The sequence below is a fragment of the Peribacillus sp. NJ11 genome (assembly GCF_030348405.1).
Lineage (GTDB): Bacteria > Bacillota > Bacilli > Bacillales > DSM-1321 > Peribacillus.
In genome coordinates this window covers 445,548-462,278 of record NZ_JAUCFO010000001.1, presented here as the reverse complement: position 1 = coordinate 462,278, position 16,731 = coordinate 445,548, and the positions used below count along the sequence as shown (strand labels likewise).

The window sequence follows — 16,731 nt, the reverse complement described above, 5'->3', positions numbered from 1 at the left end:
TATTAATACCTAAAGGATATGATTTAGCTACTGATGGTCTGGTAGTAGCCAGAACCTTGATGATTATTTTTTCGTTGTATTTATTAGTTAAAATAGGGGATTTGATTATAAACAAAAAAGAGTAGTAGTCTAAAATGAGACTTCCTATAATCAATCTTGAGAAAAAGGACATTATGCTTTGGATGTCGATTATAAAGGAAGGCTCAGTCTTTTGACTGAGCCTTCCATTGTTCTTTCACATCTTTACTTTTTATCCAAAAATGAGCGCTTCATATATCGTTAACGGATTTAGGTTCCAACTGAACCGCGTGCTTCCTGAAAGCAAGACTTACTGTTATCATCACAAGGAAATTGATTGCCAAGGCGATGATTCCGACATTCAAATCTTTTGCTGCTTGTGGCAAGGATGGAAACAAGGTCCCTATTGTTGAATGACTGAGTGTAATGCAGATTACGATGGCCAATCCAGTGATGATGCCGGCGATTGCGCCATATTTATTGATTGGATTATTCTTCTTCAGACTAAAGAGAAGGGAAGGGAATAGCTGTGTAATGAGACTGTATCCCATGAGAATTAATGCCGACATCGTTTCGCCGCCGTTTAAGGTGAAGTAGACGGCTATAAGGGCAATGATGGGAACAAGGAACTTTGCCAATCTTACAACGTGCCGATCGGATACTGTAGGTGCGAATTCCTTATAAACGTTTTTCGCGAGCAGTGTAGCGACGCTCATCAAAAGCATGGATCCAGGCACCAATGCGGTCAGCAATCCAGCTCCGCCGATTATGCCTATGAACCATGGATCAAAGGTCTCGATCGAAAGGCGCAGCAATGAGAGGTCTGCATCTGCCCCAACGAGTCCAGGCACTTTCAATATAGCTGTAAACCCTACAAAAAAGACGAATAACAGCATGAGCGTATATAAAGGGCTGATGATGGCATTTTTTCGAAATACCTTCCCACTGCGCGCTGAATAAACAGCGCTGAAAACTTGGGGCCACATATAGAAACCGAATACGAGCAATATTACCGTGGAGATAAACCATGATACGCTAAGTCCCTGCTCAGGGAACTTTAGAAAACCGGGTTTTGCCGAATCAATCGCTTCAAACATCGGCTGAAATCCACCAAAGTAATGAATGGGCAGATAAATCCCTAAGAATCCTATAATGGCAATCATCATGATATCTTTAATGACTGCTGTCCAAACTGAACCGTGTATACCGGATATCATCACATAAATGGTAAGGCTGATCGCCCCCATCCAAACCGCCGCAGACATTGAGATGGCACCATAAGAAGCTTCTGATACAATGATCCCCAAACCTTTCAGCTGCACGACGATCACTGGAATCATCGACACCACACCGACAAGCGCAGCCAAAATTCCTAAACTAGGACTCTTATATTTGCTTACAAAGAAATCGGATTGAGACATCAGTTTATTTTCTTTGGCATATTTCCATATTTCCGGAAGGAGCCAATAGGATAATACGTAAGACAAAGTAATGTAAATAAGAACATATAGAGCGGGTGCGCCCTTTCCATAAGCCCAGCCGCTGCCGCCAAGGAAGGAGAAGGTCGTATAGATTTCCCCAGCCATCAGCAGAAAGACGAATATTGCACCAAAGCCACGTCCGCCCACCGTCCATTGTTCCAAGTCCATATCTTTTCCTTTTGAAGAGCGAATGCCTAAAAATATCGACAGAAGTAAAAATGCTAAAATGATTAAGAGAGCAATATTCATTCCTGGTCACCTTCCCGATTCCTGGGATCCAGCTTATACATGATGCCCAAGATGGCAGAGGTAAGGACCACCCACATAGCCATCCAGAACATATTGAAAGGCATCCCTAATACATAAGGTTCTATTCTATTAACAAAAGGTAGAAATCCTAGTATGCCTATGAAAGGAACTAGAGTAAGGATATATATAATCTTCATTAAACAAACCCCTCCGTATTAAATAAAGTGAAACGTCCACCAATGGGGGTTTTTCTTTAATACCACTGATGGATGGGTGAACCAAACGGGGAAGGGAAATTCATACATGATTGATTTCCCTTCTTTTACAAGTTCCGATGATATATATTAGCTTACACTATTTCGATATAAAATTTAATGTGGTTGCTTGATATATTTTTAGCAACCGAGTCCACTGATGGAAAGTTGAAGTGTTTGTTGAAATGGATAAAGCCTTGAATTCATATTGAGTTCAAGGCTTTATCCGTTTTCTATCTTTTTTTCTGGTAGTTATATAGTATCACCAAGAGTATGAACCAGATTGGCGTCATGAGCAGTGATAGTCGTGTAGCTTCAGCGAATAGCATAACGATAAGGATGAACAGGAATAATCCTAAAATGACGTAATTGATAAAGGGTGTAAAAGGAGCCTTGAAAGTTGATTCGGCTCTGAGGTCAGGCCTTGTTTTCGAATATTTGATATGGGAGATCAAGATTATGCTCCATACCCAAATGAAACAGATGGCACTGATGGTCGTCACAACGGTAAATGCCTGTTCCGGTATCAGTTTGCTTAATAATGCCCCAAGTGATACAACGATTGTTGATGTAAACAAGGCATTGCTTGGAACAGCCTGTTTATTTAATTTTTTCAGTTTGGCAGGGGCTTCGTCATTCCTGCTTAACGTATAGAGTATTCGGCTTGTTGAAAATAAACCGCTGTTGCATGCAGAAGCAGCAGATGTCAAAACGACGAAGTTGATGATCCCTGCAGCTACAGGAATGCCGATTAACGCAAAGACCTCTACAAATGGGCTGCTCGTGGAATCCAGTTGAGTCCATGGGTTGACGCAGAGAATGACGAATATGGCACCCACATAGAAAAGTAAAATCCGGACAGGGATTTTATTGATGGCAGACGGAATGTTCTTTCTCGGGTTCGCCGTTTCTGCTGCGGAAACCCCGACCAATTCGACACCTACAAAGGAGAAGACGACCAACTGTAAAGATAATAGGAATCCGGAGATGCCATTAGGGAACATGCCTCCATGATTCCATAGGTTCGTTAGGGAAACCGTTCCGGTATTGGTATTGAAGCCGATGATCAATAAGAAGATACCTACGATGATCAAGGCGATGATTGTGATTACTTTAATGATGGCAAACCAGAATTCCAATTCGCCAAATAACTTAACGGTCAATAGGTTCAATCCTAACAGGATGACCAGGCATATTAGAGCCGGAATCCATTGAGGGATATCGAACCAGTATTGTATATAGACACCAACAGCTATGATATCGGCCATTGCGGTCATGATCCAACAGAACCAATAGGTCCAACCGGTCACGAAGCCAGCCCATGGACCGACATATTCGGTTGCGAATTCAGTGAATGACGTATACCCTGCATTGGATAAGAGCAATTCGCCTAGGGCCCTCATCACAAAAAACAAAGCAATCCCTATTATCAGATAGGAGAAGATGATGGATGGACCTGCCAATTGTATGGCTTTTCCGGATCCTAAAAATAAACCGGTACCAATGGTTCCTCCTATTGCAATCAGTTGTACATGACGATTTTTTAAATCTCTTTTTAATTCCTGTTTAGCCAATTCGTACGCCCCCGTCTTTTATGGTCTTGATAGTGAATGATTTCAAACCTGCTTGGTCTTGGAGAGAGGGACGTGATTTTTCGCCCAGCTTGCATTTCCCAATGGTTTTTTTCACGAGTGTTGTTTCCGTCCAATCACAAAGTGGACAATAAAAAAAGAGATTGGATAATACCAATCTCTTAAAGGGTTCAGAATAACAATTTATCATTCGTTACTCTTCTGTCCTTTTGCCTGAGATTGTGAATCCTTCGGCGCTGCATCTTGTACAGTCTCTCCAGAAGCTGCTCCTGCTATAGTGTCATCCATAGCGTTCATCGCTTGCTTGTATGTGGTTGTGTGAAAATGTCAGTCAGTGATAATCTTCCACTGCTGAATCGTTCATTATACTTATAAAATAATATTGGAATTCTATCATTTATTTTTTCGGAGGTCAACAAATTTTTGCATTTACAACACTTCTTGAAATGGTTTAAATTTTTATAAACATTCACTTGCGAAGGTTTGAATGGGCTCCGATCAGAAGTGATTGTTTTCTGCTCTTTTTGTACTATCACTATTATAAAATACTGATCATCACTTTTTTAAAATGATAATTTTTGATTGGGAATATCAACAAGATATTTTTGGCAACTGTTTATTTGAAAAATACATTTGTATTTTTACAGAATATTTACTATTATAAGATAAGAAAATAAAATTAAAGTGTTATGCAAATGATTAGGATAAAGCATTTTTACCCGCAATAATAATAGAGAGTCGATTGGTGGAAAGGATATTAATATCATTGCCGCTAATATTGCATCTGGGGGAGTTAAACATGTCAAATAAGGAATTAAAGAGAGGGCTGGAGGCACGTCATATCCAAATGATAGCCTTGGGCGGAACCATCGGGGTTGGGTTATTCATGGGATCGGCGAGCACGATCAAATGGACCGGGCCCTCTGTAATGCTCGCTTATGCCATCGCAGGTATATTTATATTTTTCATTATGCGCTCTATGGGGGAGATGCTATATTTAGAACCGACTACAGGTTCTTTTGCAACCTTTGCGAGCAGCTATATACATCCTTTGGCAGGTTATATGACTGCTTGGAGCAATTGGTTTCAATGGGTAATCGTCGGAATGTCCGAAATCATCGCCGTTGGAATGTATATGCAGTATTGGTTCCCGGAGTTACCAGCTTGGATACCAGGTGTGGTCGCCATGATCATCTTGGGGGCGGCCAACCTCATTTCCGTAAAATCTTTCGGGGAATTTGAGTTTTGGTTTGCGCTTATAAAAATAATTACGATTATATTGATGATCATTGCCGGTCTTGGCCTTATTTTCTTTGGAATAGGGAATGGGGGGGATGCGATTGGATTATCGAATCTTTGGGCAAATGGCGGCTTCTTTACGGGAGGTTGGACAGGATTCTTCTTTGCGCTTTCCCTTGTCGTGGCTTCCTATCAAGGCGTTGAGCTTATCGGCATCACAGCCGGAGAAGCGAAAAATCCAACAAAGACCGTAACAAAAGCGATCAAATCAATTATATGGCGCATTTTAATTTTCTATATTGGCGCTATCTTCGTCATCGTGACGGTTTATCCTTGGGATAAACTGGATGACATCGGAAGTCCATTCGTTTCAACCTTTGCTAAAATCGGTATCACTGCAGCGGCAGGCATCATTAACTTTGTCGTAATCACTGCCGCAATGTCTGGATGCAACAGTGGGATTTTCAGTGCAGGGCGTATGCTTTACACTCTAGCATTGAATGGCCAAGCTCCTAAAATCTTTGCAAAAGTATCTAAAAATGGAGTGCCGGCATATTGTACGATCGCTGTATTATTAGGATTGGGCATCGGGGTTATCCTGAATTACCTTGCACCGCCGCAATTATTCCTTTATGTATACAGTGCGAGTGTTTTACCCGGGATGATTCCATGGTTTGTATTACTTATCAGTGAGCTTAAATTCAGAAAGGTAAATGCTGTTGAAATGGAAAAACATCCGTTCAAAATGCCGTTGGCCCCTTACAGTAACTATGCGACAATTGCCTTTTTACTGATGGTGCTGGTTGGTATGTGGGTCAATCCGAGTACCCGGATTTCCTTGATTGTCGGGATCGTTTTCCTAGTCTTGGTCGCAGCAAGTTATTACCTGCTGAAAATGGATAAACGAACTCCATTGGATGTTAAATCCGATGATGAGATTTCTGGATAAGGTACGAAAGCATAAAGCGTTAAAATACTTTTTAAAAAGCCCTTCTCTTGATCGAGAGGGGCTTTTTTTTTTGCCTTTGTGGATCAATTGTTGGAATTCACGAGTGAACCTGCGATGAAGCATTTTCTGGAAAATACTCCAAATGAAAATGCAGCAATTTGGCACCAATCCATAGGGGCCGCTGGTCGTGCGGACCCAAATGAACGGCTTTTTATTATCGCTATGCCATTATCGTCCAGGAGTATTTAGCTACATGGACCAATCCAGACGAAGAGAGGCTAAACATTCGGTGGATCAAGGACCTGAAGCACGCCTTGTCACCATTTACTACCGGTGACTACGTGAATTGGCCGGATACTCTCATCAAAGATTGGCCAACTGCGTACTATGGAGAAAAATTCAAACGGCTTCGAGAAGTGAAAACGAGGTATGTATGATCCATACAATACGTTTAAGTTCCCTCAAAGAATACCCCCATTAAATAAGGGGGGGTGAAAAAGCTTGGATGGACCAAAAACATTCGTTATAAAAAGGCCTATTCCTAAATTTGGATATAGGCCTCTTTCATCTTGTTTTGAATCAATTAATCGAAATAATACCCAAAATCATTCCGCTTGCGGAGCTTGTACTGCACTGTAAACCTGATTTACGGAAAGTTGGGCTTGTGCGATTTCTTGAGCAGCTTGTTTAATGGCTTCTTGTGCCAAAGTTGGATCAGAAGAAGATTTTTCAATTGCTTGTGAAAGTAAGGTTTGCGTAAGGGTAACGTTTGCTTTCGCTTGATTTAATTGATTGATATCAATTTGTTGTTGAGGCATGTAGTTTCTCTCCTTATGTCATAATTTGAATTACTCCATTAGGATGACCTTTCTTTTCTTTTTTATAAGGAGAAAAAATATATAACGTAGACAGGAAGGACTGAAACTGCCAAGTCCATTGGGATAAACAATTAAAATAAACTATGCAAAATTTATCGGCAATCCGGAAAAAAGATACACCCTTAGGATTGAAAAACGGGAAGAAAGAGAATGGAATTATTAGTTTTATTTACTTAGAATCCTTAAATTTTCATCTGTATAAATAGTATTATGTTCCTTGAATATCATATTGTATGCAATCGCAATAAATATATCGTGACTTGTTGGTTGTTCAGTTAATTAAATTGCACTTTACTTATTGGTTTTATAAGATTAAAATCGGAGAAAGAATTATTATAAAAGATGAGCTGATTGGACAACCAAAAGCTCCTGAACGCGATAAGCGAACAGGAGCTTTTTGCGTTCATTTTGGAAAAAGGAGTTGGGGAGATGAATATTGATCATATTGAAGCTTTTATGTATGTTGTTCATTTTAATAATTTTCATAAAGCAGCAGAGGCACTGTTTTTATCACAGCCGACGGTTTCGGCAAGAATTAAGACGCTTGAGAGTGAACTCGATTCAGTACTATTTGAGAGGCAAGGGAGAGGGATTATTTTAACCGAAAAAGGGAAAGCGTTCATTCCATTTGCGGAACAAATTATTCGTACCTTTCAACAGGGGAAAAAACAGTTGAAAACAGGAAGCGATCTGGAGGAAATAACGATAGGGGCTAATATCATTACATCGCAATACTTTATTCCATTTGCTCTTCCTCTATGGAAAAAGGAAAACCCTAATTTACGCTTTAAATTTATTTCAGCAACAAATGATGCATTAATTGATAAATTGCTTCAGAAACGGGTTGATATAGCATTTATGAAGGATGTTACACATAGTGGTCTGCAAAAACACAAGACCCTTGATAATTCGATACGTTTAGTAGTGTATCCAGGACATCCATTTCAAGTTGAAACAGAGCTAACGGTGCAAGTATTAGCAATGGAGCCGTTGGTATTTTTTGAGTGTGGTGCGTTTGATTGGAACCACGTTCATAAAATTTTTGAAGTGTCTAATGTAGAGCCGCGTATTGAATTTCAGGTTGATCACTTGGAAGTGGCGAAATCGCTAATTCTTAGCAGAAGCTGTATCGGATTTTTACCGTATTTATGTATTAAAAAAGAGTTAGAACAGGGAACTTTGGTTGAAGTTGATGTGTCACATTTAATCAAGATAAAGCAGCACATCTATCTGACTCATTTAAATCACGGGATGGAAGCACCCTTACTATGGAATGACATTCTTTTATCAATTCGGAAATTTGAACAAGATCATCATCAATTACAGACACAATCTAATTGATAGATATTTTCTATCAATACAATATTTTTTCCTATTAGTTAAACCATTGCCATTAACATGCTTTAGGTGTTAGGATAAATCAAAATTATTAAATTATTATTATTCATATCAGTATACTGTGAATTAAAGCGGAGGAGAGAATATGAGTTATAAGCTTGGCATTTTAGACCAGAGCCCGATATTTCCAGGAACTTCAGCCTTTGATGCACTACAGCAAACCATTAAGCTGGCGAGACATGCAGAAGAGTGGGGATATACCCGTTTCTGGGTATCAGAACATCATCATGCCGAAAAGCTAGCGGGATCTTCCCCGGAAGTATTGGTATCATATTTATTAGCCCAAACAAAATCTATTAGGGTAGGGTCCGGAGGTGTTATGCTTCAGCATTATAGTCCATATAAAGTGGCGGAAAATTTTCACGTGTTATCAAATCTTTCGCCTGGCAGAGTTGACCTTGGCATTGGAAAGGCACCGGGTGGTCTCCCCTTATCAACGAAGGCGCTACAATTTGGTACAGTTAATGATGGAAAAGATTTCGAAGAGCGGTTATCTTTTTTACAAAAAATAATTGAAAATTCGATTAATGAAAATCACCCGCTTTCAGGTATTCAGGCGACGCCACTCCCTTCAAAAAAGCCAAAAATGTTTCTGCTTGGTGCAAGTGCTGACAGTGCCAGGCTAGCAGCCAATCTGGGTATAGCTTATGTATTTGCTCGATTTATCAACAGTAATGAGACTGTATTCGAAGATGCTGTACGCATTTACCGAAGTATCTATCCAACTGGGAGCTTTAAGGTATCAGTTTCAGTGATTGCTGCTCCTTCACAACAAGAAGCAGAACAGCTAGCCGGTGACCAAAAGATAGTGAAAGTTCATCTCCAAAGCGGTCGTTCTGTTACGGTCCAAACCTTAGTGCAAGCAGAATTATTCGGGAAGCAGTCTGGGGAGTCTTACGAAATAGAAGAACAAGATTCCAATATTATTGCTGGAACTCCCTCTTACGTAAAGGAAGTCCTAACAAATTTACATGAAAAATATGGGGTAGATGAGTTTATCCTACATACACCGGTAGTAAAAGAAGCAGAAAGATTCCGATCTTTTCAATTGTTGAGTCCGCTTCAATTAGCCTTACCTGGAGAAAAGAACTTTGTGAGGCAAAATTAAGAAGTCATCTAAGGAAAGTAGAAGTCAGCAAGCTAAAAATCGATTAATTAAAGGAGGAGTATTGATGTCTGAGCAGAGAAAGTTGAAATTTGGAGCGCTTATTCATGGAGTTGGAGGGAGTATATCTGGTTGGAGGCATCCTGACATTCAAACCGATGCTAGTGTTAGTCTTGAATTTTATAAGGAGCAGGCCCAGAAGGCAGAAGAGGGAAAGTTCGATTTACTTTTCATTGCTGACGGTTTATTCATCAATGAGAAATCCATTCCGCATTTTTTAAATCGATTTGAGCCACTTACCATTTTATCCGCACTTGCTGCTTTCACATCACGAATAGGGCTTGTCGGAACTGTTTCCACCTCATACAGTGAACCATTTACCGTAGCTCGGCAATTTGCTTCACTTGATCACATTAGTCATGGTCGTGGCGGATGGAACCTTGTTACTACACCTCTTGAGAGTACTGCCTTGAACTATAACAAAACGATCGAAGAACACCCTGATCATGCCAAACGCTATCGGATAGCATCAGAATATATACAAGTTACCAAAGGGCTTTGGGATTCATGGGAGGATGACGCGTTTACTCGGGATAAAGAGTCCGGTGAGTTTTTTGATCCTTCTAAAATACATCAATTAAATCATAAAGGAGAATTTTTCTCCGTGCAAGGACCACTTAACATTGCTAGATCTAAACAGGGGCGGCCTGTCATTTTTCAAGCAGGTTCATCAGAAGCTGGCAAAAATCTGGCGGCTAAAGAAGCGGATGCAATCTTTACAGGCCAACCAACATTGGAAGATGCCAAGAATTTTTATCAAGATGTAAAAAACAGGGCTATTGCATTCGGGAGAAATCCTGATGAAATTGTTATTCTGCCAGGTATAGCGCCAATCATTGGTGCAACTGAGGAAGAGGCAGAGCACAAATATCAAGAACTCGCTAACCTAGTATCTATAGATAAGGCGCTTGACTATTTGGGACGATACTTCGATCATCATGATTTTTCTCAATATGAACTGGATGCTCCTTTCCCAGACCTCGGAGACATCGGAAAAAACAGTTTCCGAAGTACGACTGATCGGATTAAAGAGGAAGCCAAGGAGAAACAGTTAACGCTCCGTCAAGTAGCACTTAAGGAGACTACACCTCGGACTTCTTTTATTGGAACTCCAGAGAAAGTAGCGGATTTGATTCAGCGATGGTTCGAAGAGAAGGGTGCGGACGGGTTTATCTTTACTTCAAGTGTTCCAAATGCTTTAAGTGATTTTGTATCTTATGTGATTCCTATACTTCAGAAAAGGGGAATATATCGTACTGAATATGAAGCAGAAACATTAAGAGGCAACTTGGGGCTTCCATTCCCGGAAAATCGTTATGCGAAAGAAAAGATTAATCAATAATTGAAGAATCATTTAAAAAATAAGGAGGAATACGAAATGGAAGAAGCGTTATCTGTCGTCGTTTGGTCAAAACAAGGATGTCACTATTGCGAAGAAGTTAAACAATACTTAAAAGAAAAGGAGATTGCTTATCAAACGGTGGATGTTACCAATCATGATGAACGGCGAGATATTTTAGAAATCAAATATGGTGTTCGGTATGTGCCTATTATTGAAATTGGGCGAGGTAACGTATATGAGAGTGTTACGGAAATTGGCATACCTTATCTTGAAGAAGTACTCGAACGATTAGAATAAAAAAAGACGCGTGTTAATCCGAGTATATAAGTAGAAATAGCTGATTTAAAAAGTTGAATTTTCAACCATGACAGTTTTTATGACTTATACTTCAATCCTGAGAACTGGAGGATGTTAGTAAAGTAGGAATAAATGAAAAATTGCTGATTTAAATCCGACTATTCTTGTGTAAATAATATGTTATAGAAACGGGGAGTTAATCATGACACAGCTAATCCGTCTTGCTACTGTAAAGGATGCTCCAGAAGTGCTAAACGTCACACTTCGGGCTTATGAACCAATTAGAGAATTGAATATTAACTTTCTGGCTGCGACAGCTGATTTGCAGCTAGTGACGAATAATATTAGGCGGAATCTCACTTATGTTTTAGAACAGGAGGGTCAAATTGTTTCCACTGTGACAGTTCGTCATCCATGGAATGATCCTGATCATTTCAGTCCGTACCCATTCATTTGGTGGTTTGCAGTCGACCCCCTATACAAACAAAAAGGTATAGGCTCAACTTTGTTAACCTGGGTGGAAGAAAATGTACTTCGGAAACAGGTGAAAGCGCCGGCCGTCTATTTGGCGACAGCTGATCGTCATCCTTGGCTTGTTTCCATTTATGAAAGAAGAGGCTATGAGATTTTTGCTGAACGAGATCACGATGGAGAAAAAATTGTGTATCTTCGTAAAATTCTAGATGAAACGCTGTATCGCATTATTGAAAATAAAGAGCCAATTGTTAGTAATTAAAAACGTCGGGGGAATTTGTGATGAAAAAAACATTATTTATTGTTATGGCACTGTTACTTACTTTTTTGGGAGCTTGCTCTTCGAAAGAAACAACGAGTACTGCTAAATCAAGTTCTGGAGATTCAAAAAATAAAAAAGTTCAGAAAATCATTGTCGGAACAGGGACGCAATTCCCGAATATTTGCTTTTTGGATAAGAATGGTAAGCTGACAGGTTATGATGTCGAGTTGGTTCGTCAAATCGATGAAAAGCTGCCTGAATATGAATTTGAATTTAAAACGATGGAATTTTCTAATCTATTATTAAGTTTAGAAACGAACAAAATAGATTTTGTTGCTCACCAAATGGAGGTGAATGATGAACGAAAAGAAAAATTTCTATTTAATAAAGAACCATATAATGTCTTTCCCCTTCAAGTTACAGTTCATCAGGACAACAATGATATTCACTCCATTAAAGATCTAAAAGGAAAAAAAGCGATCGTGAGTGCAACGAGCAATTCTGCTGTTTTTCTTGAAAAGTATAATAAAGAAAACAATGCCGGGATTGAAATTGTCTATTCTGGCCAAGGCGTAGATGATACGAAGAATCAAATCAAAACTGGTCGGGCGGATGCTACCATAACTACACCATTTGCAGTCGACTTCTTAAATAAACAAGCAGATGCACAGCAAAAGGTTGTGGGTGAGCCACTTCTTAATTCAAAAGTATACTTTTTGCTAAGAAAAGACGAAACGCCTTTACAGAAGAGAATTGATGAAGCACTTGTGGAGCTGAAAAAAGATGGGGTAGTTAGCGAACTAAGTAAAAAGTGGCTGGGCGCAGACTATTCAGTAGGATTTTAATTAGATAGTAGTAAGCGCGGAGGTGCTAAAGCATGGGGAAAGCATTTGATCCTTCATTAATCGTCGATTTCATTCCGACGTTAATATATTACCTTGGAGTAACATTGCAAATTCTGGCAGCATCCGTTTTATTAGGAATGGTCATCGGGATAGCGGCAGCCATCCTGAGATTATTTCGTATCCCTGTTTTGAATCAATTTGTCATTTTGTATATTTCATTCATTCGGGGAACGCCTATTTTAATACAATTATTTCTAGTTTTTTATGGACTGCCTGCAATCCTTTTATTCATTAATATTGATATTTCAAGAATGGATGCTCTGTATTTTGTCATTATTACTTATGCATTAAGTAATGGGGCGCATTTCGCAGAAATATTCCGAGGAGCGATTAAGGCTGTCGATTATGGGCAAACGGAAGCAGCCTATTCTGTTGGTATGAATAATAGTCAAAGTTTTTTTCGGATTGTGCTTCCTCAGGCAATACGGATTGCTTTTCCGAATATCGCAAACTCTATTATCGGATCCTTGAAGGATACCTCACTTGCCTTTACCATCGGCGTAATGGATATGATGGGTAGGGGAGAGACATTAATTGCTGCAACTGCACATGCTCTCGAAGTCTATCTCTCATTAGCTGTTATCTATTATGCAGTCGTGCTATTGTTTGAGAAAATATTCAGACTTTATGAAAACCGCATTAATCGGCATCAAACTGTTGATGTGTCTGTTACTGGATAACAAAGGGAGGAGGGAAGGACTTGACGATTGATATTCTATTTATTTGGACTGCTTTTAAGGAGATTATTAAAGCACTTCCGATCACACTTACCTTAACGATGCTTCCTCTTCTTGCAGGTTTTATTATCGGTCTCGCTGTTGCCTTGATTAGGATATATAAAGTGAAATTTCTATGTAGAGTTGCAAATGGTTATGTTTCCTTCTTTAGAGGAACACCGATTATCATGCACATAATGCTTATTTATTTCGGTTTTCCATTATTAATCGATCAAATTTCTAAGAAATTTGATTTGGGTATACAATCTAATTCCATTCCGATTATTTTATTTGTCTTAACCGCCTTATCGTTGAGTGCGGGTGCTTATTTATCAGAAATATTCAGATCGGGAATTATCAGTGTCTCCAATGGCCAAATGGAGGCAGCCTATTCCGTGGGTATGAATTCGTTTCAAGCCATGACGCGAATTGTTTTGCCACAGGCCATTGCTCAGTCCATCCCGAATTTCACGAATATTTTCATTGGATTTCTGCATACGTCATCCATAGCTTTCATTGTATCGCAAAAAGAAATGACAGGAGCAGCTAATATTGTTGCATCCACCAATTTGAAATTTTTGGAGTCTTTTATCGCTGCTGGTTTAATTTATTGGGGTCTCACAATCATTGCAGAAGGTCTTTCGTTTTTAATTGAGAAAAAGGCCACTGCCTATAATCGAGGAGGAGTACAATGATTTATTTAAAAGATATAAAAAAATCATTTAACCAGCAGCCCGTTTTAAAAGGTATTAATTTGAAAATAGCCAAGGGAGAAGTAGTTACCATTCTTGGGCCAAGTGGTTCTGGGAAAACAACCTTGCTTAGATGCTTGAATTTTCTGGAGAAACCAGATGAGGGAATGGTTCAAGTAGGAGATATACAGGTGAAGTCTAAGAAGGCGACAAAAAGGGAAATCTTGTCCCTTAGAAGACAATCGGCGATGGTTTTTCAGCATTATAACTTATTTGCTCATAAAACTGTTTTGGAAAATGTAATGGAAGGCTTAATTGTTACAAGAAAATATAAGAAAGCTGAAGCGAAACGGGAAAGTGAGCTGTTATTGGAAAAAGTAGGTTTAGGAGATAAGCATGACCATTTCCCTTCACAATTGTCAGGAGGGCAACAGCAACGTGTTGGAATTGCTAGGGCACTTGCTTTAAATCCGGAAGTCATTCTTTTTGACGAGCCAACGTCGGCACTCGACCCTGAGTTGGTTGGGGAGGTGCTTTCTGTCATAAAAGCAATTGCACAGGAAGGCATCACGATGGTAATTGTAACCCATGAAATGAGTTTTGCTAAAGAGGTATCGGATCGTGTTCTATTCATGGATGGAGGGGTCATTGTAGAAGAAGGGTCACCATTGGAGATTTTCAATGCTCCAAAGAAAGATCGAACACGACAATTTTTAAACCGGATATCAAGAGATTTTTCCTTATCGTTTTTAGAAGAAAAGGTCAATTAAAGGAAGGGGCCAAAGGAGAACGTATGATTAATACAATCGTAGTCGATGAATTGATTGAAGAAGATAAAGAGACGGTGCGCCGCTTATTGGTAGAAAGTTATCAACAATATGAACATGAATATTCGAACCCGGAAGCTTGGGAAGGATATTTAAATAATATTGAGTCCTCGGTGGATAATCCACATGTTGATAAGGTGTTGGTTGCAAAGTGCAATCAGGATATCCTTGGTACATTACAGCTTTTTCAGTCATCTGAAAAAGCATATGAAAAGCCGGAACTTGGGATTTTTTCACCAATCATTCGGTTGTTGGCCGTTCATCCCGAATCAAGGGGACGCGGTATCGCACAGGAATTATTAAAAGCTAGTGTAAATTATGCAAAATCGCAAGGTGCGTCCAGTTTGTATCTACATTCTACTGATAAGATGCATAAAGCCATTAAACTATATGAATGGTTTGGCTTTAAGCGGGATCGAACGAAAGAATTTCAAAATCATGATATTTTGGTAAAATGCTATCGCTTAGATTTATAGAAGGAGGCGACTGTATGAGTCGAGAGCTGGAAAAGCGCTTAATATCGATACGGCGCCATTTACATCAATATCCGGAGTTATCAAATGAAGAATTCGAAACGACAAAATCGATTCAAAAGTGGCTCGGGGAAGAGGGTATTGAGATCCGTAATACAGGATTGAAAACAGGTGTTTTTGCAGATATAAAGGGTGGTAAACCCGGACCTACCGTGGCCATAAGAGCGGATATCGATGCTCTTCCGATTGAGGAAGAAACTGGGCTTCCATTTGCTTCGAAAGTAAAAGGAGTAATGCATGCGTGCGGCCATGATTTCCATACCGCAGCCGTTATTGGCGCTGCTTACCTTTTAAAAGAATGCCAATCAGAGCTGAACGGTACCGTGCGATTGATTTTTCAACCTGCAGAAGAATCAGGTGGGGGTGCGGCGCATGTGATAAAAGATGGTCAAATTGGCGATGTAGCGGCCATAATTGGGCTGCACAATAAACCGAATTTACCTGTTGGGACTATAGGGATAAAAGAAGGTCCGTTAATGGCGGCGGTGGACCGTTTTCAAATTGTTCTTCAAGGTAAGGGGAGTCACGCGGCCATCCCTCATAGTGGAAAGGATCCAATAGCAGCGGCGGCCCAGCTTATAACGGCTCTTCAAACTATCGTCAGCCGGAATGTATCCCCACTAGAAAGTGCTGTGGTGAGTGTAACGAGAATAACAGGGGGAAGCACTTGGAATGTGATTCCCGGTGACGTCACACTAGAAGGAACGATACGAACCTTTGAATCTACAATTCGCGAAGAAATAAAGGATAAGTTTTATTCGATTGTGAATCATATCGCCGCTGCTTTTTCACAGGAAGCTACGATTGGTTGGTTTCCTGGGCCCCCCGCGCTACATAATCATCCAGCTGTCACAGAGATGGCACGCAGGTCTGCTTTGGGGCAATCATTACATGTAATCAATCCAGAACTTTCAATGGGTGGTGAAGATTTCGCTTATTACCTTCAACATATCCCCGGTACCTTTGCCTTTTTTGGTACAAACGGAAACGAAGATTGGCATCATCCAGCTTTTACTGTTGATGAAAATTCCATTATTAAAGCCGCTCATTTTTTATTTGAAAGTGCCAAGGATTTATTATATAACCATGGTAAGTGGTAAACATACATGACAAAGGTGCCAGACACGAATTCGTGCCTAGCACCTTTGTTGTTATAATTCCAAAGGTTTCGTTCCAACTTGATTTCAAGCATAGTCATGATGCGAACATTCCCCCCATTTTACCTACCATACATAGCCACTCTTCATTCTTTCATTCCAGCTTTTCATAGACTCCTCTCTCCTTTTCTCTTCCTATCATTGATGAATCCTATTCTGATAGCGGTAAGAAGAATAGATCTCAAACCATGATAGGCGAGAGCGTGGTTAATTATTAGGCAAAGGCATTCCAAATTCATAAGCAATTGATAGAATTTTTTTATCAATTAAATAAATTTTTCTATCAAATAAGGTGTTGTCAAG

General features: G+C 39.7%; 18 protein-coding genes and 1 riboswitch. Of the genes, 14 read left to right on the top strand and 4 right to left on the bottom strand.

Annotated elements, in window-relative coordinates; all coding sequences use genetic code 11:
- Window positions 1–269: 269 nt before the first annotated feature.
- The 3 genes from QUF86_RS02320 to QUF86_RS02310 all read right to left on the bottom strand — a co-directional run bounded on the left by QUF86_RS02320 (window position 270) and on the right by QUF86_RS02310 (window position 3,576).
- Window positions 270–1,748: a sodium:solute symporter family protein gene (locus QUF86_RS02320; RefSeq protein ID WP_289333497.1), complete on the bottom strand. Its 1,479-nt coding sequence runs from the start codon at window positions 1,746–1,748 to the stop codon at window positions 270–272.
- Window positions 1,745–1,945 (bottom strand): DUF3311 domain-containing protein, encoded by a 201-nt coding sequence (locus tag QUF86_RS02315; protein ID WP_125161884.1) that lies wholly within the window; start codon window positions 1,943–1,945, stop codon window positions 1,745–1,747. Before QUF86_RS02315 ends, QUF86_RS02320 begins: the two co-directional genes overlap by 4 nt.
- A 290-nt stretch (window positions 1,946–2,235) precedes the next feature.
- Window positions 2,236–3,576, bottom strand: a complete 1,341-nt coding sequence (locus QUF86_RS02310) for an amino acid permease (RefSeq protein ID WP_289333496.1) — start codon at window positions 3,574–3,576, stop codon at window positions 2,236–2,238.
- A 209-nt stretch (window positions 3,577–3,785) separates the two neighbouring features.
- Window positions 3,786–3,864: riboswitch (glycine riboswitch) on the bottom strand.
- Between the two features lie 529 nt (window positions 3,865–4,393).
- Between QUF86_RS02310 and QUF86_RS02305 the strand changes: the two genes are divergently transcribed.
- From QUF86_RS02305 to QUF86_RS02295, 3 genes are all read left to right on the top strand, one after another.
- The gene (locus tag QUF86_RS02305; RefSeq protein ID WP_289333495.1) at window positions 4,394–5,782 is read left to right on the top strand and encodes an amino acid permease; all 1,389 of its coding nucleotides are present in this window, start codon (window positions 4,394–4,396) and stop codon (window positions 5,780–5,782) included.
- A gap of 187 nt (window positions 5,783–5,969) precedes the next feature.
- A complete protein-coding gene (locus tag QUF86_RS02300) occupies window positions 5,970–6,119 on the top strand; it encodes a hypothetical protein (protein ID WP_289336302.1) in 150 nt (49 codons plus the stop codon).
- 4 nt (window positions 6,120–6,123) lie between these two features.
- The gene (locus QUF86_RS02295) at window positions 6,124–6,219 is read left to right on the top strand and encodes a BBE domain-containing protein (RefSeq protein WP_289318486.1); all 96 of its coding nucleotides are present in this window, start codon (window positions 6,124–6,126) and stop codon (window positions 6,217–6,219) included.
- Between the two features lie 168 nt (window positions 6,220–6,387).
- Here QUF86_RS02295 and QUF86_RS02290 read toward each other — a convergent pair whose 3' ends face one another.
- A complete protein-coding gene (locus QUF86_RS02290; protein WP_289318003.1) occupies window positions 6,388–6,600 on the bottom strand; it encodes a hypothetical protein in 213 nt (70 codons plus the stop codon).
- Window positions 6,601–7,089: 489 nt separating this feature from the next.
- Here QUF86_RS02290 and QUF86_RS02285 point away from each other — a divergent pair, with 489 nt between their 5' ends.
- From QUF86_RS02285 to QUF86_RS02235, 11 genes are all read left to right on the top strand, one after another.
- Window positions 7,090–8,001, top strand: coding sequence for a LysR family transcriptional regulator (locus tag QUF86_RS02285; protein WP_289333493.1), 912 nt, complete (start codon window positions 7,090–7,092; stop codon window positions 7,999–8,001).
- A gap of 142 nt (window positions 8,002–8,143) precedes the next feature.
- Window positions 8,144–9,166: an LLM class flavin-dependent oxidoreductase gene (locus QUF86_RS02280; RefSeq protein ID WP_289333491.1), complete on the top strand. Its 1,023-nt coding sequence runs from the start codon at window positions 8,144–8,146 to the stop codon at window positions 9,164–9,166.
- Between the two features lie 64 nt (window positions 9,167–9,230).
- Window positions 9,231–10,565, top strand: coding sequence for an LLM class flavin-dependent oxidoreductase (locus QUF86_RS02275; protein WP_289333490.1), 1,335 nt, complete (start codon window positions 9,231–9,233; stop codon window positions 10,563–10,565).
- A gap of 36 nt (window positions 10,566–10,601) precedes the next feature.
- Complete coding sequence (locus QUF86_RS02270; protein WP_289333489.1) at window positions 10,602–10,862, top strand: glutaredoxin family protein; 261 nt, start codon at window positions 10,602–10,604, stop codon at window positions 10,860–10,862.
- A 202-nt stretch (window positions 10,863–11,064) separates the two neighbouring features.
- A complete protein-coding gene (locus QUF86_RS02265) occupies window positions 11,065–11,598 on the top strand; it encodes a GNAT family N-acetyltransferase (RefSeq protein ID WP_289333488.1) in 534 nt (177 codons plus the stop codon).
- A gap of 20 nt (window positions 11,599–11,618) precedes the next feature.
- Window positions 11,619–12,443, top strand: coding sequence for an amino acid ABC transporter substrate-binding protein (locus QUF86_RS02260; protein ID WP_289333487.1), 825 nt, complete (start codon window positions 11,619–11,621; stop codon window positions 12,441–12,443).
- Between the two features lie 32 nt (window positions 12,444–12,475).
- Entirely contained in the window at window positions 12,476–13,183 is a 708-nt protein-coding gene (locus QUF86_RS02255; RefSeq protein ID WP_053344404.1) for an amino acid ABC transporter permease, read from the top strand.
- A gap of 20 nt (window positions 13,184–13,203) precedes the next feature.
- Window positions 13,204–13,914 (top strand): amino acid ABC transporter permease, encoded by a 711-nt coding sequence (locus QUF86_RS02250; RefSeq protein WP_289333485.1) that lies wholly within the window; start codon window positions 13,204–13,206, stop codon window positions 13,912–13,914.
- Window positions 13,911–14,681 (top strand): amino acid ABC transporter ATP-binding protein, encoded by a 771-nt coding sequence (locus QUF86_RS02245; RefSeq protein ID WP_289333484.1) that lies wholly within the window; start codon window positions 13,911–13,913, stop codon window positions 14,679–14,681. Before QUF86_RS02250 ends, QUF86_RS02245 begins: the two co-directional genes overlap by 4 nt.
- A gap of 23 nt (window positions 14,682–14,704) precedes the next feature.
- Window positions 14,705–15,214: a GNAT family N-acetyltransferase gene (locus QUF86_RS02240; RefSeq protein WP_289323696.1), complete on the top strand. Its 510-nt coding sequence runs from the start codon at window positions 14,705–14,707 to the stop codon at window positions 15,212–15,214.
- Window positions 15,215–15,228: 14 nt separating this feature from the next.
- Window positions 15,229–16,371 carry an amidohydrolase gene (locus QUF86_RS02235; RefSeq protein ID WP_289333483.1) on the top strand — a complete coding sequence of 381 codons (1,143 nt, stop codon included), beginning with the start codon at window positions 15,229–15,231 and terminating at the stop codon, window positions 16,369–16,371.
- Window positions 16,372–16,731: the final 360 nt, after the last annotated feature.